General features: G+C 67.5%; 15 protein-coding genes. 5 read left to right on the top strand and 10 right to left on the bottom strand.

Annotated features, from left to right (window positions below):
• Positions 1–23 precede the first annotated feature (23 nt).
• A complete protein-coding gene (locus AC1DCU_RS16000; RefSeq protein ID WP_282280081.1) occupies positions 24–1,139 on the top strand; it encodes a glycerophosphodiester phosphodiesterase in 1,116 nt (371 codons plus the stop codon).
• A gap of 195 nt (positions 1,140–1,334) precedes the next feature.
• Here the strand turns inward: AC1DCU_RS16000 and AC1DCU_RS15995 are convergent, their stop codons facing one another.
• Both AC1DCU_RS15995 and AC1DCU_RS15990 read right to left on the bottom strand, forming a co-directional pair.
• Positions 1,335–2,105, bottom strand: a complete 771-nt coding sequence (locus tag AC1DCU_RS15995) for a rhomboid family intramembrane serine protease (RefSeq protein ID WP_032978492.1) — start codon at positions 2,103–2,105, stop codon at positions 1,335–1,337.
• A 106-nt stretch (positions 2,106–2,211) separates the two neighbouring features.
• The gene (locus tag AC1DCU_RS15990; RefSeq protein WP_025875596.1) at positions 2,212–3,168 is read right to left on the bottom strand and encodes a TerC family protein; all 957 of its coding nucleotides are present in this window, start codon (positions 3,166–3,168) and stop codon (positions 2,212–2,214) included.
• A 294-nt stretch (positions 3,169–3,462) separates the two neighbouring features.
• Between AC1DCU_RS15990 and AC1DCU_RS15985 the strand changes: the two genes are divergently transcribed.
• Positions 3,463–4,632, top strand: coding sequence for a class I SAM-dependent rRNA methyltransferase (locus AC1DCU_RS15985; protein ID WP_025875598.1), 1,170 nt, complete (start codon positions 3,463–3,465; stop codon positions 4,630–4,632).
• A 72-nt stretch (positions 4,633–4,704) separates the two neighbouring features.
• On the opposite strand, the gene AC1DCU_RS15980 is transcribed toward AC1DCU_RS15985, so the two are convergent.
• Positions 4,705–5,571 (bottom strand): hypothetical protein, encoded by an 867-nt coding sequence (locus AC1DCU_RS15980; protein WP_282280080.1) that lies wholly within the window; start codon positions 5,569–5,571, stop codon positions 4,705–4,707.
• On the bottom strand, positions 5,568–6,386 hold the full coding sequence (locus AC1DCU_RS15975) for a protein klaA (protein ID WP_032978497.1): 819 nt from the start codon (positions 6,384–6,386) through the stop codon (positions 5,568–5,570). Before AC1DCU_RS15975 ends, AC1DCU_RS15980 begins: the two co-directional genes overlap by 4 nt.
• A 156-nt stretch (positions 6,387–6,542) precedes the next feature.
• Between AC1DCU_RS15975 and AC1DCU_RS15970 the strand changes: the two genes are divergently transcribed.
• Positions 6,543–7,784 (top strand): dipeptidase, encoded by a 1,242-nt coding sequence (locus tag AC1DCU_RS15970; RefSeq protein WP_032978500.1) that lies wholly within the window; start codon positions 6,543–6,545, stop codon positions 7,782–7,784.
• 59 nt (positions 7,785–7,843) lie between these two features.
• Here the strand turns inward: AC1DCU_RS15970 and AC1DCU_RS15965 are convergent, their stop codons facing one another.
• The 3 genes from AC1DCU_RS15965 to AC1DCU_RS15955 form a co-directional block, all read right to left on the bottom strand.
• Entirely contained in the window at positions 7,844–9,271 is a 1,428-nt protein-coding gene (locus AC1DCU_RS15965) for an amino acid permease (RefSeq protein ID WP_442251394.1), read from the bottom strand.
• Between the two features lie 154 nt (positions 9,272–9,425).
• The gene (locus AC1DCU_RS15960; RefSeq protein ID WP_032978506.1) at positions 9,426–9,839 is read right to left on the bottom strand and encodes a hypothetical protein; all 414 of its coding nucleotides are present in this window, start codon (positions 9,837–9,839) and stop codon (positions 9,426–9,428) included.
• A 46-nt stretch (positions 9,840–9,885) separates the two neighbouring features.
• Positions 9,886–10,962, bottom strand: a complete 1,077-nt coding sequence (locus tag AC1DCU_RS15955) for an aldo/keto reductase (protein ID WP_081794605.1) — start codon at positions 10,960–10,962, stop codon at positions 9,886–9,888.
• Between the two features lie 110 nt (positions 10,963–11,072).
• On the opposite strand from AC1DCU_RS15955, the gene AC1DCU_RS15950 reads away from it, so the two are divergent.
• Positions 11,073–12,041, top strand: coding sequence for a LysR family transcriptional regulator (locus AC1DCU_RS15950; protein ID WP_051585166.1), 969 nt, complete (start codon positions 11,073–11,075; stop codon positions 12,039–12,041).
• Here AC1DCU_RS15950 and leuE read toward each other — a convergent pair.
• Together leuE and AC1DCU_RS15940 are read right to left on the bottom strand one after the other, a co-directional pair.
• A complete protein-coding gene (leuE, locus tag AC1DCU_RS15945; RefSeq protein ID WP_025875614.1) occupies positions 11,979–12,608 on the bottom strand; it encodes a leucine efflux protein LeuE in 630 nt (209 codons plus the stop codon). The genes AC1DCU_RS15950 and leuE overlap by 63 nt on opposite strands.
• A 12-nt stretch (positions 12,609–12,620) precedes the next feature.
• Positions 12,621–13,595, bottom strand: coding sequence for a LysR family transcriptional regulator (locus tag AC1DCU_RS15940; RefSeq protein WP_081794606.1), 975 nt, complete (start codon positions 13,593–13,595; stop codon positions 12,621–12,623).
• Positions 13,596–13,684: 89 nt separating this feature from the next.
• On the opposite strand from AC1DCU_RS15940, the gene AC1DCU_RS15935 reads away from it, so the two are divergent.
• Complete coding sequence (locus AC1DCU_RS15935; protein WP_080150189.1) at positions 13,685–14,692, top strand: zinc-binding alcohol dehydrogenase family protein; 1,008 nt, start codon at positions 13,685–13,687, stop codon at positions 14,690–14,692.
• 275 nt (positions 14,693–14,967) lie between these two features.
• On the opposite strand, the gene AC1DCU_RS15930 is transcribed toward AC1DCU_RS15935, so the two are convergent.
• Positions 14,968–15,573 (bottom strand): glutathione S-transferase family protein, encoded by a 606-nt coding sequence (locus AC1DCU_RS15930; RefSeq protein ID WP_442251392.1) that lies wholly within the window; start codon positions 15,571–15,573, stop codon positions 14,968–14,970.
• Positions 15,574–15,608: the final 35 nt, after the last annotated feature.

Genomic DNA, 15,608 nt, shown 5'->3' with positions numbered 1-15,608 from the left:
ACAAACCGCTTGAGGAAGTCGCAGTGAAGTCGTGGGGTCGTGCGTTGCTGTTGTCGCTGGCCGTGGCACCATCGGTGGCCATGAGTGCTGAATCCTCCCCTCCGGCCGCGCCCAAGGTGTCGGTCTACGGCCACCGCGGTGCAAGCGCGCTGCTGCCCGAGCACACGCTGGCGGCCTATGCGCAGGCCATCGCCGACGGTGCCGATTACATCGAACCGGACCTGGTGATGACCAAGGACGGTGTGATGGTGGCCCGCCATGAGAACGAGATCGGTGGCACCACCGATGTGGCCGAGCACAAGGAATTCGCCAAGCGGAAGACCCGCAAGGTCATCGACGGGCAGACGGTCGAAGGCTGGTTCACCGAAGACTTCACCCTGGCCGAGCTGAAGACGCTGTACGCCCGCGAGCGCCTGCCGGAGTTCCGCAGCACCGCCTATGACGGCCAGTTCCGCATTGCCAGCCTGGACGAGATCCTGGCGTTCCTGGTCCAGCAGGCCGGTCGTGCCAACCGTGGCATCGGCTTGGTGCCGGAGATCAAGCACCCGACCTACTTCCAGTCGATCGGCCTGCCGATGGAAGACACGCTGCTGGCCGCGCTGCGCGGCAACGCCTATACCAACGTCGGCCCGGTCACCATCCAGTCGTTCGAGACGGCCAACCTGCGCTACCTGCGCGGCAAGATCCCGCGTGGCAGCAACATCCGCCTGTTGCAGCTGCTGTGGAAGGGCGATACCCAGCCGGCCGACATCGCCAAGGCCGGCGGCGCGCTGACCTATGCGCAGATGATGACCCCGGCGGGGCTGAAGGACATCGCGGCCTATGCCGACGGCATAGGCCCGGAGCTGCGCTCGATCATCCCGCTGGATGCCAACGGTGCGCTGGGCACGCCGACGGCGCTGGTGCGCGATGCGCACGCGGTGGGCCTGATGGTGATTCCGTACACCTTCCGCCCGGAGAACCACTTCCAGGCCAGCAACCTGCGCAAGGGCGCGGACAATGCGCGCAACGCGGAGGGGTCGATCGCGGAGATGCGTGCCTACCTGGCAACCGGCATCGATGCCTTCTTCACCGATGACCCGGCATTGGGCCGGCAGGCGGTGGATGGAACGGGCGCGGCGGCGAACGCGGCGAACTGACCCGCTCTGTAGATGCCAACCTTGGTTGGCACGCGGTCGCAGCAGGAAGCATGGGAACGCCGGACGCATGAGCGCCGACCAAGGTCGGCGACTACCGGAACGCGAGAATGCGGCGCCCAGGGTCAGAGCCCCTTCGGGGATCCGACCTCGACACGCTTAGGAGCTTGCCGGCCATCGGCCGGCACTACCGTTGCATCACGAGCGCGGGTCTTCCGGCCGGCGGAACGGGATCACCACATAGTCCTGCCCTTCGCGCGGCTGCCACAGCACCGGCACGCGCTGCGGCGACGGCGGCTCGAGTTCGTCATCGGCCAGCGGCTCGACCTCGTCTTCCTCGTCCTCCCAGCTGTAACGCGGGCGCGGCGGCAGCGGGTCGGCGTTGCGGAACAGCAGTGCGGCGATGATGCCGGCGAAGGCTCCGCCCATGTGCGACTGCCAGGACACACCGTCGGCATGCGGCAGCACGGTCATCAACATGCCGCCGTAGAACAGCATGCCGATCAGCCCGGTGGCGATCGCCGCGCGGTCGCGGCGCAGCAGGCCAAGGCTGGCCAGCAGGAACATCAGGCCGTGGGTGACGCCACTGGCGCCGAGATGGAAGCTGCCGGGGTTGCCGAGCATCCACGCACCGATGCCCGAGCCCAGCCACAGCAGGGGCAGTGCACGCAGCGTGGCTTTGGGATAGACGCTGCCGGCCAGGGTGCCGAGGATCAGGATGGCGAAGCTGTTGGCGGCAATGTGTTCGACCGAGCCATGCAGCAGCGGTCCGCCGATCAGGCCGAGCAGGCCCTTGGCTTCCAGCGGTGCGACCGCCCAGGGCCGCCAGTCGAAATGGTCCTGCAGGGCGAACACGGCCACCAGCACCAGCACGGCGGCCAGGCTGGCATTGAAGGCGCGCAGGATGCGCGTGCGGTCGTTGCGGGCGGCCGGCGCGTCGCCGGCGGGCAGGGGCGCGTTCGTGTTCATACCCTCAGCAATGGCGGTGGCTGGCGCGAAACCAAGGCCACCGCCGCGGGAGAGTGGCTGCGACCGGCGGGACAATCCACCGGCCGCAGCGTTCAATCGGCCAGGATCAGGCGCCGCCTTCCTTCGGCGGGTTCTTCAGGCTCAGCACCACCGTGGCGGCGATGATCACCGCGACCACGCCCAGCGAGATCGGGGTCGGGATCTTGAACAGGTCGATGATCATCATCTTGATGCCGATGAAGGCCAGCACCAGGGCCAGGCCGTACGGCAGCAGGTGGAAGCGGTCGGCCATGCCGGCCAGCAGGAAGAACATCGCACGCAGGCCGAGCACCGCGAACACGTTGGAGGTCAGCACGATGAACGGGTCGGTGGTGATCGCGAAGATCGCCGGGATGCTGTCCACTGCGAAGATCACGTCGGTCACCGCGATCAGGATCAGCACCGCGAACAGCGGGGTGAACCAGCGCACGCCGTCGCGCTTGACGCTCATCGCGTTGCCTTCGTAGTCCGGCAGCAGGCGCAGGTGCTTGCGCATCCAGCGCAGGGCCGGGTTGGCTTCCAGGTCAGGCTCCTGGCCCGCGGCGAACCACATCTTCCAGCCGGTGAAGAGCAGGAAGGCGCCGAATACATAGAGCAGCCAGTGGAACTGGGTGATCAGCACGCTACCAGCGAAGATCATGATCGTACGCAGCACGATCGCGCCCAGGATGCCGATGATCAGCACCTTCTGGCGCTGTTCCTCCGGCACCGCGAAGTAGCTCATGATCATCAGGAAGACAAAGATGTTGTCCACCGCCAGCGCCTTCTCGACCAGATAGCCGGTCAGGAACTCCAGGCCGACCTTGTTGGCCACGACCTGGCCGGCGGTCTCGTTCAGGTAGAACCAGAGGCCGCCGTTGAAGGCCAGCGCCAGCGCGACCCAGCCGATGGACCACCACAGGGCTTCCTTGAAAGTGACCTTGTGCGGGCCACCGTGGCGCATCAATACGAGGTCGACCAGCAGGGCGATGACCACCACCGCTGCGAAGCCGCCCCACAACCACAAATTACCGATCGTCTGCATGGGTTTGTCCGTTGGGAAATGAAAAATGCCTCAAGCCGGACGGCGAGGATCTGCAACGGAGGATCGGGAGGGGATCCAGGGACAGAGCTTCGCCAGTACGGCGAAGGTCTCGCTCGCAGTTCCGATGGGCCGGAACTGCCGTTGCACCGGAGCCTGCGGGCTCGAATTGACGGCGACAACGTCTGGGAGCTACTCCCCTTCTGCAGCCGATTCTGCGGCCTGGCCGGGCCCGCGTCAAATGGCGGGCCTTCACCGGATTTCCGGCGCCCCATGCCCCCCGGCTACAATAGGTGGATGAATACCCCCCTTCCCGTTGTCCGCCTCAAGAACGCGTGGCGTTCCAGCCACCCGTGGATCTTCCAGAAACTGGTCGAGAAGCCGACCGTCCGGCCCAAGCCCGGCTCCCTCGTCGATGTCGTCGGCGTGGATGGCGAGTTCATCGGCCGTGGCTTCTACAACGGGCATTCGCGTATTGCCGTACGCATCCTCGAAACCGACCCGCAGATCCCGCTGGATGCCGGCTGGTTCTCGCGCAAGATCGCCCAGGCGGTGTCGCTGCGTCGTGAGGTGCTGAAGCTCGATGCGGTGTCCGACGCCTGGCGCGTGGTGCACAGCGAGGGCGATGGCCTGTCCGGCCTGGTGGTCGACCGCTACGGCGACCTGGTAGTGGTGGAGTTCTTCGCCGCCGGCATGTTCCGCCACCGCGAATGGATCTACGACGCCCTGCGTGAACAGTTCCCGGGTTGCCGCTTCCACAGCTTCGCCGACGAACACGTGCAGAAGCAGGAAAGCTTCGATTTCCACGGCAACACCACCACCGAAGCGTCGGTGATCACCGAGTACGGCATCAAGTTCCGTGCCGACCCGGCCGGTGCGCACAAGACCGGTTTCTTTGCCGACCAGCGCGAGAACCGTGAGTGGCTGAGCCAGCAGGTGGAAGGCAAGAGCGTGCTCGACCTGTGCTGCAACACCGGCGGTTTCGCCGTGTACGCGGCCGCGCGCGGTGCATCGGAAGTGGTCGGCATCGACATCGATGAGGACGTCATCCAGATCGCCAAGGGCAATTCACGTCTGAACAACGTGCGCCCGAAGTTCGTCCAGTCCGACATCTTCCCGTGGCTGCGCGATGCGGCCAACCGCGGTGAGCAGTACGACGTGGTGATCCTGGACCCGGCGAAGATGACCCGCGACCGCGACCAGGTCATCACCGCGCTGAAGAAGTACCTGGACATGAACAAGCTGGCGCTGGGCGTGGTCAAGCCCGGTGGCCTGTTCGCCACGTTCTCCTGCACCGGCCTCGTGGCCGAGGACCAGTTCCTGGACATGCTGCGTCGTGCGGCGTACTTCTCCGGCCGCACCATCCAGATCCTGAAGGTGGCCGGCGCCGGCCCGGACCATCCGTTCATGGCCCACGTGCAGGAATCGCGTTACCTGAAGGCCGTGTTCTGCCGCGTGGTGGACTGACCTACGGGGTGTGGAGCCGGGCGATGCCCGGCTCCCCCACACAGCGCCGAAGACTGCCCCCGCGCGCCAGCCTCAGGGCTGCGCGCGTGGCGGCGCAGGAACCGGCTGCAGCTGCTGCAGCAACCCGTTGATCACCTCGGACCTGCGCCGCAGATGGTGGCCGAGCACGATCGCCACCGCGCCCAGCGCCAGCAGCGCCGGAACCGCGAGCAGCGCGAGCACCCAGCCGACGTCGAACAGAAGCCAGCCCAGCAGACGCTGCTGATGCAATCGCTGCGACCGTTCAGAGCGGGGCAGCCCTGCTGCCTTCTCGAAGCGGGACTGCATTGCCGGCGATACCGGAACACCGATGTCTTCGCCATTGGCCAACGCACGGGCAGTGGCGACCACGGCCGACGAGGCGACGCCGTAGGGAAGCTCCTGCTGTGCACGCAGATAGGCCTGCCACTGGGGGCTGAAGCCGCTGAAGTCTGGACTGGCGATCAGCGCGTCCAGCTGGCGATAGTCGAGGCGATCGCCCTGGCCGATGGCGGGTGCGGTGATGCCCATGCTTCCCCAGGCACCGCACAGCAGCATCGAACCCAGCGCGAATGACCAGGCGAAGCGGCGAAGGCGATGGCGGCTGAGCAGGTCGCGCACGCCGAAGAACATCCACACCAGCAGCAAGGGGGTCATGACCAGCAGGATGAGCAACTGCCTGCCCGTGTCCTTCGACCCATAGCCGGCCGGCACCTGTGCCCACGACGGGGGGCCCAGCTCGGTGCCGGTAAATGCCAGCGCCATGCAGGACAGCGCCGTTGCCGCCAGCGGAAGGCAGGCCAGGCCGAAGACCCGCAGCAGCGAGGCCCGCCGGTAGAACGCGCGCAGGCCCGGAACAGCCTCCACCCGCGCCTGCAGATCCGGCGGGATCTGCAGCGGATCGCGTACCGGCGCGCTCATGCCGGCACCGCCGATGTGCGCAGCAACTGCTGCAGGGCCTGTTTCAGCTGGTCCTGTGCCTGGGCCGCGCTGGCGATCATCTGCGGGCTGGCGTTGTCGCTGTTGTGCAGCGCCTGGATGGTCTGGCGCCAGATCGGCAACAGGATTTGCACCGTCTCGCTGTAACGGTCCAGCAGGTCGATGGCATGGCTGCGTGCCAGCTGCACCTGCATCCGGCTCATCGAATGGCTGGCCAGCAGCGCGGTCAGGTTGGCTACGCGGCGTTGCAGCCGCTCGACCGGACGGTCGAGCACCGGCGCGCCATCGTCGCTGTCGACGGCCGCTGGCAGCTCCTGCAGGAACTGCACGCCTGCATCGATGTACACCTGCAGTCGCACCCCCTGCACGTCATGCTCGAGCAGCTGCGCATCCAGTCGATCGACGCTGGCCCGCACGGCGATGGCTTCGCGCTCGATCCTGGCCAGGACGTCGCCGTTGCTGCCCATGGCAATGCGACGGCGCAGGCGTTCTTCGATATCGGCACCGGTGAACCGCTCCCACCATCCCGCGCGCTGCAGCAGCGCATTGGGATCGTGTTCGGACAGCCGGCTGACCAGTTCGGCAAGCGCCTGGGCCAGTGCGTTGGCGCTGCCATCCTGCCAGGCCGGCTCGGCGCTGGCGCTGGCCAGGTCGGCCGGGCCATAGCGGCCGATGTCGGTACGCCCGGCAAACAACGTTGGCAGCACATCACGCTTGAGCTGTTCGACGGTGACCGTGCTGGCGGGGACGGGGGCCTGGCCCTGCGCGGGCAGCGCTGGAGGCTGGGAGTTCGACATCAATGCTTCCATTCCATGGTCGACGCAGCACGCGGTGCTGCACGCTGACTTATCGGCTGCCGGCGAGTGTAATGGAGCTGGCGGATCAATACGGCACTACCGGCGTTGGCCGTCGCGGCGCTATGGTCGTGTCCTTCCCATTGCCGGTGGATGCCCATGCCGTCGTTGCGTCGTCTGTCCCTGCTGCTCGCCCTGGCGCTGAGTGCGCCGCTGTCCGCCCATGCCATCGACTTCAGCGCGCAGGAGCTGGCCCGTGCCAAGGCACTGCAGCAGCGCCTGCTGACCCTGGACAGTCATCTGGATACGCCGGCCAATTTCGGCCGCGACGGCTTCGACATCGAGCAGCGGCACGACCGCAACGCACTCTCGCAGGTGGACTACCCGCGCATGGTCGAAGGTGCGCTTGATGGCGGCTTCTGGGCGATCTATACCGACCAGGGCGACCGCACGGCCGCCGCGCATCTGGCCGAGCGCGACCACGGCCTGCAGCGGTTGCTGGAGATCCGGCAGATGCTGGCCGCCAATCCCGAGCGCTTCGCATTGGCGCTGACCGCCGATGACGCGGCGCGGATCAAGGCCGCCGGCAAGCGCGTGGTCTACATCAGCATGGAGAACGCCAGTCCGCTGGTGGCCGATCCCAGCCTGCTGTCGTTCTATCACCGTGCGGGCCTGCGCCTGCTCAGCACCGTGCACTTCGCCAACAACGAGTTCGCCGATTCGGTCACCGATCCCAAGGGGGCTGAATGGAAGGGCCTGAGCCCGGCTGGCAAGGACCTGGTGCGCGAGGCGGTGAAGCTGGGCATCGTCATCGACCAGTCGCACGCCTCCGATGCCGTGTTCGACGATCTGCTGGCGATGATGCCGGTGCCGTTCGTGCTGTCGCACAGCTCGGCCAAGGCGGTCTACGACCACCCACGCAATCTTGATGACGCGCGCCTGCGCAAGCTGGCCAAGGCTGGCGGGGTGATCCAGGTGAACGCGTACGGCGGCTACCTGATCGACACCGCCAAGTCGCCCGAGCGCAAGCAGGCCGAAGAAGCCCTGAGCAAGCAGCTGGGTGGCTGGGAAGGCATGACCATCGAACAGGGCGTGGCGCTGCAGAAGGCCGAGCAGGCACTGGACCACGAACACCCGGTGCGCCACGCCAGCCTGGACGACTTCTTCGCCCATTTCGAGCACATCCTGAAGGTGGTCGGCCCCGAGCACGTCGGCATCGGTCTGGACTGGGATGGCGGTGGTGGCCTGAGCGACCTGCCCGATGTCAGCCAGCTGCCGAAGATCACCGCGTGGCTGCTGCGCAAGGGGTACAGCGAACAACAGATCGCCGCCATCTGGGGCGGCAACCTGTTGCGGGTGATGCGCCAGGCGCAGGACTACGCGGCAAAGCAGGGCGGTTAGCCGCCCTGCGGTAGTGCCGGCACGACCCAAAGACCGCCGGGCATGGCCCGGCGCTGCCTTTACCGGCCGATCAGCGCGTTGCGACGGCTGTAGGCGAAGTACAGCACCAGGCCGACCACGTTCCACGCCAGGAAGTACAGCTGGGTGGTGTGCGGCAGGCTGATGAACAGGTAGATGCAGCCCAGTGCCGCCAGCGGGCCGACAATGAAGGCCAAAGGCGTGCGGAAGGTGCGCTCGCGGTTCGGCTCACGCACGCGCAGCACCACCAGGCAGATGCCAACGGCGGTGAACGCGGCCAGGGTACCGGCATTGGCCAGTGCGGCGATCTCGTCCAGGCGTGCAACGCCGGCCAGTGCCGACACCACCAGGGCGGTGAACAGCGTGGTCGCCACCGGCGTGCCGGTACGTGCGTTGACCTTGGACAGGCCACGCGGCAGCAGTCCATCGCGGCTCATGACGAAGAAGATGCGGCTCTGGCCGTACAGGAAGGCCAGCAGCACGGTCGGCAGGGCGATGATCGCGATCACGCCGATCAGCATCGCGGCGGTGGGCTGGCCCAGCTGGCGCATGATCAATGCCAGCGGCTCGGCACTCTGGCCGAACACGGTGTAGCTCATCGCACCAATCGCAGCCAGCGCCACCAGCACGTACACGATGGTGCAGCCGACCATCGAGCCGATGATGCCGATGGACAGGTCGCGCCCGGGGTTCTTGGTTTCTTCGGCGGCGGTGGAGATCGCGTCGAAGCCGTAGAACGCGAAGAAGATGATCGCCGCCGCCGCCATCACGCCGCGCTCGACGCCATCCGGGCCCAGCGTCTTGGCGAATCCGTAAGGCATGAACGGCTGCAGGTTGTTGGCGTCGAACGCCGGCAGGGCCACCGCCACGAAGATCGCCAGCGCGATCAGCTTGAACACGACCAGGATCGCGTTGAGGGTGGCGCTTTCCTTGGTACCGGCCATCAGCATCAGGGCCACCAGCCAGGTGATGACGATGGCGGGCAGGTTGATCATGCCGCCATCGACGTGCGGGCCTGCCGCGAGCATCGCCGGCAGGCGCAGGTCCCAGCCGAACTGGGTATGCACCCATTCCAGGAAGCCGACGAAGTAACCGGACCAGCCGACCGCCACGGTACTCACCACCAGCGAGTACTCCAGGATCAGGCTCCAGCCCACCACCCAGGCAAACACTTCGCCCAGGGCACTGTAGCTGTAGGTATAGGCACTGCCGGCGGCAGGCATCATCGTGGACAGCTCTGCATAGGCCAATGCCGCGCAGGCACACACCGCGCCGGCGATGGCGAAGGAGATCAGCAAGGCCGGGCCAGCGCGGTCGGCACCCACGCCGATCAGGGTGTAGATGCCGGTGCCGACGATGGCGCCGATGCCCAGCGCGATCAGGTGCGGCCAGCTGAGGGTCGGGACCAGACGCCGGCCGGCTTCATGGACGGTGACGGAATCTAGGGACTTGCGCCGGAGCAGGGACATGCAGGCCTCGGAAGGGGTGACTGAGAACGACAAGTCCCCGAGTGTGACCGAACGCAGCGCAGCATTGCCACTGACGGGGGTCATGGCCGACACAGCGCGCGCTGGACGCTGGGCACTCTGCCGGAAACGGCACAAACGGCCTCAGCGCAGGCGCCTACCAGTGACAGCCGTCGTCCTGGAAGGCGTTGACGTCTTCGTCGAAGTCCGCGCGGCGACCGTCCCGGGCACGCACGTAGCTGAAGCTGTAGATCCGTGTGCCCTGCGTGCTCAGTGTGTAGTGACCGTTGATGCGACCGTCCACGCGCTCTTCCCAGACGGTGTCGAACTGGTAGGGGCGGTCTTCGTCCAGCACCGTGGTCTGTTCGGAGACCCGCCGCAGCGGCAGGCGCTCGCTGTGCCCGGCGTAGCGCACATCGGCGCGGCCATCGTCCAGCCAGCGCCATTCCAGGTGGATCGTGTTGTCGCGGCCATCGCTGAGGCAGCGGTGGTCCGGTGCGGCCGTGGCCGGTCCACTGGCAAGCAGCAGCACCAGGGCTGCTGCGACCGCGAGCGTTGGTGTTGCGGCCATGGCGCTTTTGTCCCACGAGGGGCGCCAGCATAGCGCGCCCCCATTGTTACCTGCCCAGCGCGCGTGGCTGCAGACGCGTACCGCCGCTCATCAGCATGCGTGGCAGCGGCATCTGCAGGAAGTCGTGCGGGAAGGCAGGCGCGACCGCGCTGATCGCATCCAGCCGTGCCAGCGCCTCAGCCGGCAGCGCCAGATCCAGCGCCGCCAGGTTGTGTTCGAACTGGTCCAGGGTGCGTGCACCGACGATCGGCATGGCCCCGGCCGCGGGTCGTTGCAGCAGCCAGGCCAGAGCGACCTGCGCAGCCGAGTGCGACAGTTCCGCCGCGACGGCAGCGACTTCCCCGGCGATGTTCAACGAACGTGGCGTCAACGCGCCATTGATGAGGGCCACGTTGCGCCGGGAACCGCCCGGCGTAGCCTCCGGCGGCTCGGCCGCGGTGAGATCAGCCGCGCTGTACTTGCCGGTCAGCACCCCGCTGCCCAGCGGCGACCACGCCACCACGCCCAACCCGAGCGCCTCGGCCATCGGCAGCAGCTCCTGTTCGACGCTGCGCTGGATCAGGCTGTATTCGATCTGCAGGGCCACCAGCGGCGCCCAACCGCGCAGGTCGGCCAGGGTCTGCATGCGGGCGATCTGCCAGGCCGGCGTGTCCGAGATGCCGGCATACAGCACCTTGCCGCTGCGCACGAGATCGTCGAAACCGCGCATCACCTCGTCCACCCCGGTGGTGTCGTCCCAGGCGTGCAGGTACAGCAGATCCAGGTAGTCGGTGCCGAGCCGGCGCAGGCTGTCCTCCACCGAGCGCATCATGCTCTTGCGGTGGTTGCCGGCGTTGTTCGGATCGCCGGGCACGGTCGCCAGGGTGTACTTGCTGGCGATCACCAGCCGTTCGCGGCGGCCCTGGGCGAATCGCCCGAGCAGCGTCTCGGCGCTGCCATTGGTGTAGTTGTTTGCGGTATCAACGAAGTTGCCACCGCGTTCGACGTAGGCATCGAAGATGCGGCGGGCCTCGGCTTCGTCCGCGCCCCACCCCCAGTCGGCACCGAAGGTCATCGTGCCCAGCGCCATCGGGCTGACACGCAGGCCGGAGCGACCGAGCAGGCGGTAGTGATCAAGTGACATGTGGCATTCCATCGGAGGAGGCGGTGTGCCGCCGGGAGGGAAAGCATCCGTCCGATGATCCTGTGGATAAACTGGACACAGCCGAACTGACAATGAAGGAACGCTTCACAATGGATCCCTCCGCACCGCTGTCGGCGGTGGTCGCGTTTGTCCACGTGGCCGACCACGCCAGCTTTACCCGCGCCGCAGATGCGCTTGGTGTCTCGACCTCGGCACTGTCACAGAGCGTGCGCGCGCTGGAAGCGCGGATGGGCGTGCGCCTGTTGCAACGGACCACGCGCCGGGTGGGGCTGACCGAGCACGGTGCACGCTTCCTGCAGCGCGTACGTGGCGGGCTGGCACAGATCGAATCGGCCTTCGAGGACCTGGACAGCGCGCGGACCGTGCCGGCCGGTCGGCTGCGCATCACCCTGCCACGCATCGTTGCCGAGCGCCGGGTCCTGCCGGCGCTGCCGTCCTTCCTGGCCCGGTATCCGCAGGTGGAGGTGGAATTGTGCGTGGAACCGGCGTTGACCGATCTGGTCGCCGAGGGTTTCGACGCAGGCATCCGCCTGGGGGAATCGTTGGCGCAGGGCATGATCGCGGTGCCGATCGGGCCGCCCGAGCGCCAGGTGGTGGTGGCCACGCCGGGCTACTTCGCGCGCCACGGTGTGCCGCAGAGCCCGCAGGAGCTGCAGGGCCACGACTGTATCGTCCATCGCCGCGCCAATGGCCGGCTGATGCCCTGGGAATTCAGCCGTGAGGGGCGTGACCTGGACGTAGCCGTCGAGGGCCGGCTGGTGTTCAACGATGCCGAACTGGCCTATGCGGCGGTGCTGGCTGGGCTGGGCATGGCGCAGGGGTTCGCCTCACTGGTCGCCGACGACCTGGCTGCCGGCCGCCTGCGCAGCGTGCTGGAGGACTGGCAGCCGCCGTTCCCCGGCTTTCATCTGTACTACCCGGCGCGCGAGCATATGGCGCCCAAGCTGCGGGTGTTCATCGACCACCTGCGCGCGGCCTGCCAGGCCGACGGGATCTCAGCCGTTCAGGCCCAGGCGGATGCCGAAGCCGACCAGGAACAGGCCGGCAACACGCCGTAGCGCATCGCTGACCCGCGGGTGCTGGATCAACCGGCGGCGGGCCAGGTTGCCGACCCAGATCAGCAGCGAGCAGTAGGCGATGCTGACCACGAAGATGATCCCGGCCAGCGCGGCGAACGTAGCGATGCCCTGGTGGGCCTTCGGGTCGATGAACAACGGCAGGAAGGCCATGTAGAACAGGATCGCTTTCGGATTGAGCAGGCTGACCAGGATCGCCTGGTGGAAGTAGCGTCCGGGCTGCATGCGCACCGGGCCAACGTCGGCACCGTCACCCTTGGGCGTGCGCAGCAGGCTGATGCCTACCCACACCAGATACGCCGCGCCGAGATACTGCACGGCATGGAACACCGTCGGATTGGCCTTCAGCAGCGCGGCCACGCCGGCCAGTGCCAGCCACATCAGGATCTGGTCGCCGACCAGCAGGCCGGCCAGCGCCGTGTAGCCGCCGCGCACACCGCCGCGACCGGTAGCGGTCAGCAGGGTGAAGGTGCCCGGCCCGGGCAGCGCCAGAAACACCAGCACAGCGAGCAGGAAGGTCCACAGATCCTGGATGCCCATCCACGGCATGGCGCGACTCTCTTACAACGGGGGAGCGCCATTGTCGGCCAGTGCTGGCGCAGGCGACAGGGGCGTGTCGCCATTGCCGGGCATGGCGGACAGCAGCGGTTGCAGATGCTGGCGCAGCTGCGCGTGCAGTTGCCGCACCGCCGGTGAGAACTGCTTGCGATGGGGGCAGACCAGCTGCAGGGGAATGTGGCTGCCGATGCCATCCAGCAGCACCTGCAGGCGCCCTTCCAGCACGTCGTCGCGGACGTCCAGCCAGGACTTGTAGGTGATGCCTTCGCCGGCGACCGCCCAGCGCCGCACCACGTCGGCGTCGTCGCAGACCAGCGGCCCGCGCACCGGGATCACCACGCGGCGCCCCTCGATCTCGAACGACCAGCGATCGTAGGCGCGGCCGCCGAGCTGGTAGACAAGGCAATCATGCTCGCGCAGATCTTCCAGGCGGCTGGGCGTGCCACGCCGCCGCAGGTACCCGGGCGACGCAGCCAGCACCCGCCGGTTCTGTTCCAGCAAGGGCAGGGCGACGTAGCTGGCGTCGTCGAAGTGGCCGATGCGGATGGCCACGTCGACCGGGTCGCGGAACACGTCGGCCACTTCGTCGGACAGGCGCAGGTGCAGGCGCAGCCGTGGATGCGCCGCGCGGAACGCGGTCAGCCACGGCAGCAGCAGGTTGCGGCCGAAGTCCGACGGCGCCGACAACTGCAGGGTGCCGTGCAGTTCGGCGTCCTCGCCCTGCACCCGCGCCTGGCCTTCGCGCAGGGTGCTCAGAACCTCCTGTGCGTAGGGCAGGTACAGCGCGCCTTCGGCGGTCAGCCGCAGGCTGCGGGTGGTGCGTACGAACAGACGCAGGTCCAGTTCGCGTTCCAGTCGCGCCACCGCTGCGGCAACCTGGCCCGGCAGCAGGTCGGCCTCGCGCGCGGCCTGGGAGAAGCTGCCCAGCGCGGCGGTACGGACAAACAGCTGCAGATCGTCGAAGCGGACCATTTTCATTGCTGCAGTGAAAGTGTTGACCGATTCTGCGCCTTTCCGCCCCCCTGCGCACGGCGCACGCTGTGGTCTCTCCTCCCTGGATATCCCCCATGCGTGCCATTGCCTACACCCAAGCCGGCCTGCCGATCGACGACCCGCAGGCCCTGATCGATCTCGACCTGCCCCTGCCCCAGCCGGGCCCGCGCGACCTGCGGGTGGCGGTGCGCGCGGTGGCGGTGAATCCGGTCGACACCAAGGTGCGGCGCGGCGCCGCCACCGACGGCCCGCGCGTGCTGGGGTGGGATGCGGTCGGTGTGGTCGATGCGGTCGGCAGCGAGGTGACCCTGTTCCAGCCCGGCGATGCGGTGTACTACGCCGGTGTGATCGATCGCCCGGGCAGCAATGCCGAGTACCAGCTGGTGGACGAGCGCAGCGTTGGCCGCAAGCCGGCCAGCCTGGACGATGCCGCCGCTGCGGCGCTGCCGTTGACCGCGATCACCGCATGGGAACTGCTGTTCGACCGCCTGCGTATTGCCGAAGGCGGCGGCGAGGGCCAGACCCTGCTGGTGATCGGTGCAGCGGGTGGCGTGGGTTCGATCCTGGTGCAGTTGGCGCGCCGGCTGACGAAGCTGACGGTGATCGGCACCGCCTCGCGCCCGGAGACCCAGGACTGGGTGCAGGCGATGGGCGCGCACCATGTGATCGACCACACCCGGCCGCTGGCCGAGGGCCTGGCCCGGCTGGGCATCACCCAGGTGGACCATGTGGCCAGCCTGACCCACACCGACCAGCACTATGCGCAGCTCGTCGAGCTGCTGGCACCGCAGGGGCAGCTGGGGCTGATCGATGATCCGGGCCAGATCGATGTGATGGCGCTCAAGCGCAAGGCGCTGTCGCTGCACTGGGAATCCATGTTCACCCGGCCGCTGTACAGGACCGCGGACATGCAGCGCCAGCACGAACTGCTGAACCGGGTGGCCGATCTGGTCGATGCTGGCGTGCTGCAGACCACGCTTGGCGAGCACTTCGGGCGCATTGACGCGGCCAACCTGCGGCGCGCGCATGCGCTGCTGGAGAGCCACCGGGCCAAGGGCAAGATCGTGCTGGAAGGCTGGTAACGCCGGGCTGCGCCCGGCACCCGCAGAGGCGACAGCAACAGCCAAAGCCAAAGCCAAAGCCAAAGCGGGGCTCCTGCGGGTTGGCGGGACGGTGTGGGCAGGCAGGACACGCCGTAAACCCGTCCATGGGGGCTCGATGGCGCCATCCATGGCGCCAACGGTCCTGCCAACCCACACCGCCCCGCCTTCGACGGTTTCCCGCCGCTGTTGGTAGGTGTCGACCTTGGTCGACACAGTAGCTCCACGCCATGCGTGGATGAAGCCAAGCAAACGGGCTACGCCACGCCGTTGTCTACATGCTCGTTGAAGCCCGGCCGGGGGCGCAGGCGTTCGAACCAGGCGTCTACGTGGCGCAGCACAGGTTTGTTGCCGGGGGTGCTGCGCCAGCGCTGTGTCGACAGGCCGAGGACGATGTCGGCCAGGCTGAAGTCGGTGCCCGCCACGTAGGCATTGCTGGCGGCAAGCTGGTGGTCGAGCACGGTCATCAGGCGGTTCCATTGTTCCAGGCTTGCCTCGGCGCGTGCGTCGTCCGCGAAGTCGGGGTGCTGGCGCACGCGGGCCATGAACACGTGGCGCCAAGCGCTGTTGAGGTCGCTGGCCTGCCAGTCCATCCACTGCTCGACCTGGGCACGGGCTTGTGCAGCGGCCGGCAGTAGATCGTCTCGTCCCTGCCGGGCGGCCAGGTAGCGGCAGATGCTGTTGGACTCCCACAGCACGAAGTCGCCATCGCGCAGCACCGGTACCTGCAAGTTCGGATTCAGCGCAGCCAAGCGCTCCGGCGCAGGTGCCGGATCATGGGAGAACGACAGATCGAGTTCGGCGCACAGCCACAGCACTTTGCGCACGTTGATCGAGGTGGGCTTTCCGTAGAGAACAAGCATGGGCGGGTCCGTCGTGGTCCAACCAAGGCTAGCGC

This window comes from Stenotrophomonas sp. 10L48, from assembly GCF_056395105.1.
This window is presented reverse-complemented; position numbering and strand designations above follow the sequence as displayed.

Bases quoted from the DNA above. Each gene is read 5' to 3' on its own strand.
- AC1DCU_RS15965 (WP_442251394.1), bottom strand. From the start codon at position 9,271: ATGTCCCTGCTCCGGCGCAAGTCCCTAGATTCCGTCACCGTCCATGAA.
- leuE (WP_025875614.1), bottom strand. From the start codon at position 12,608: ATGCCGTGGATGGGCATCCAGGATCTGTGGACCTTCCTGCTCGCTGTG.
- AC1DCU_RS15995 (WP_032978492.1), bottom strand. From the start codon at position 2,105: ATGAACACGAACGCGCCCCTGCCCGCCGGCGACGCGCCGGCCGCCCGC.
- AC1DCU_RS15970 (WP_032978500.1), top strand. From the start codon at position 6,543: ATGCCGTCGTTGCGTCGTCTGTCCCTGCTGCTCGCCCTGGCGCTGAGT.
- AC1DCU_RS15975 (WP_032978497.1), bottom strand. From the start codon at position 6,386: ATGTCGAACTCCCAGCCTCCAGCGCTGCCCGCGCAGGGCCAGGCCCCC.
- AC1DCU_RS15990 (WP_025875596.1), bottom strand. From the start codon at position 3,168: ATGCAGACGATCGGTAATTTGTGGTTGTGGGGCGGCTTCGCAGCGGTG.
- AC1DCU_RS15980 (WP_282280080.1), bottom strand. From the start codon at position 5,571: ATGAGCGCGCCGGTACGCGATCCGCTGCAGATCCCGCCGGATCTGCAG.
- AC1DCU_RS15985 (WP_025875598.1), top strand. From the start codon at position 3,463: ATGAATACCCCCCTTCCCGTTGTCCGCCTCAAGAACGCGTGGCGTTCC.
- AC1DCU_RS15935 (WP_080150189.1), top strand. From the start codon at position 13,685: ATGCGTGCCATTGCCTACACCCAAGCCGGCCTGCCGATCGACGACCCG.
- AC1DCU_RS15940 (WP_081794606.1), bottom strand. From the start codon at position 13,595: ATGAAAATGGTCCGCTTCGACGATCTGCAGCTGTTTGTCCGTACCGCC.
- AC1DCU_RS15930 (WP_442251392.1), bottom strand. From the start codon at position 15,573: ATGCTTGTTCTCTACGGAAAGCCCACCTCGATCAACGTGCGCAAAGTG.
- AC1DCU_RS15960 (WP_032978506.1), bottom strand. From the start codon at position 9,839: ATGGCCGCAACACCAACGCTCGCGGTCGCAGCAGCCCTGGTGCTGCTG.
- AC1DCU_RS15950 (WP_051585166.1), top strand. From the start codon at position 11,073: ATGGATCCCTCCGCACCGCTGTCGGCGGTGGTCGCGTTTGTCCACGTG.
- AC1DCU_RS15955 (WP_081794605.1), bottom strand. From the start codon at position 10,962: ATGTCACTTGATCACTACCGCCTGCTCGGTCGCTCCGGCCTGCGTGTC.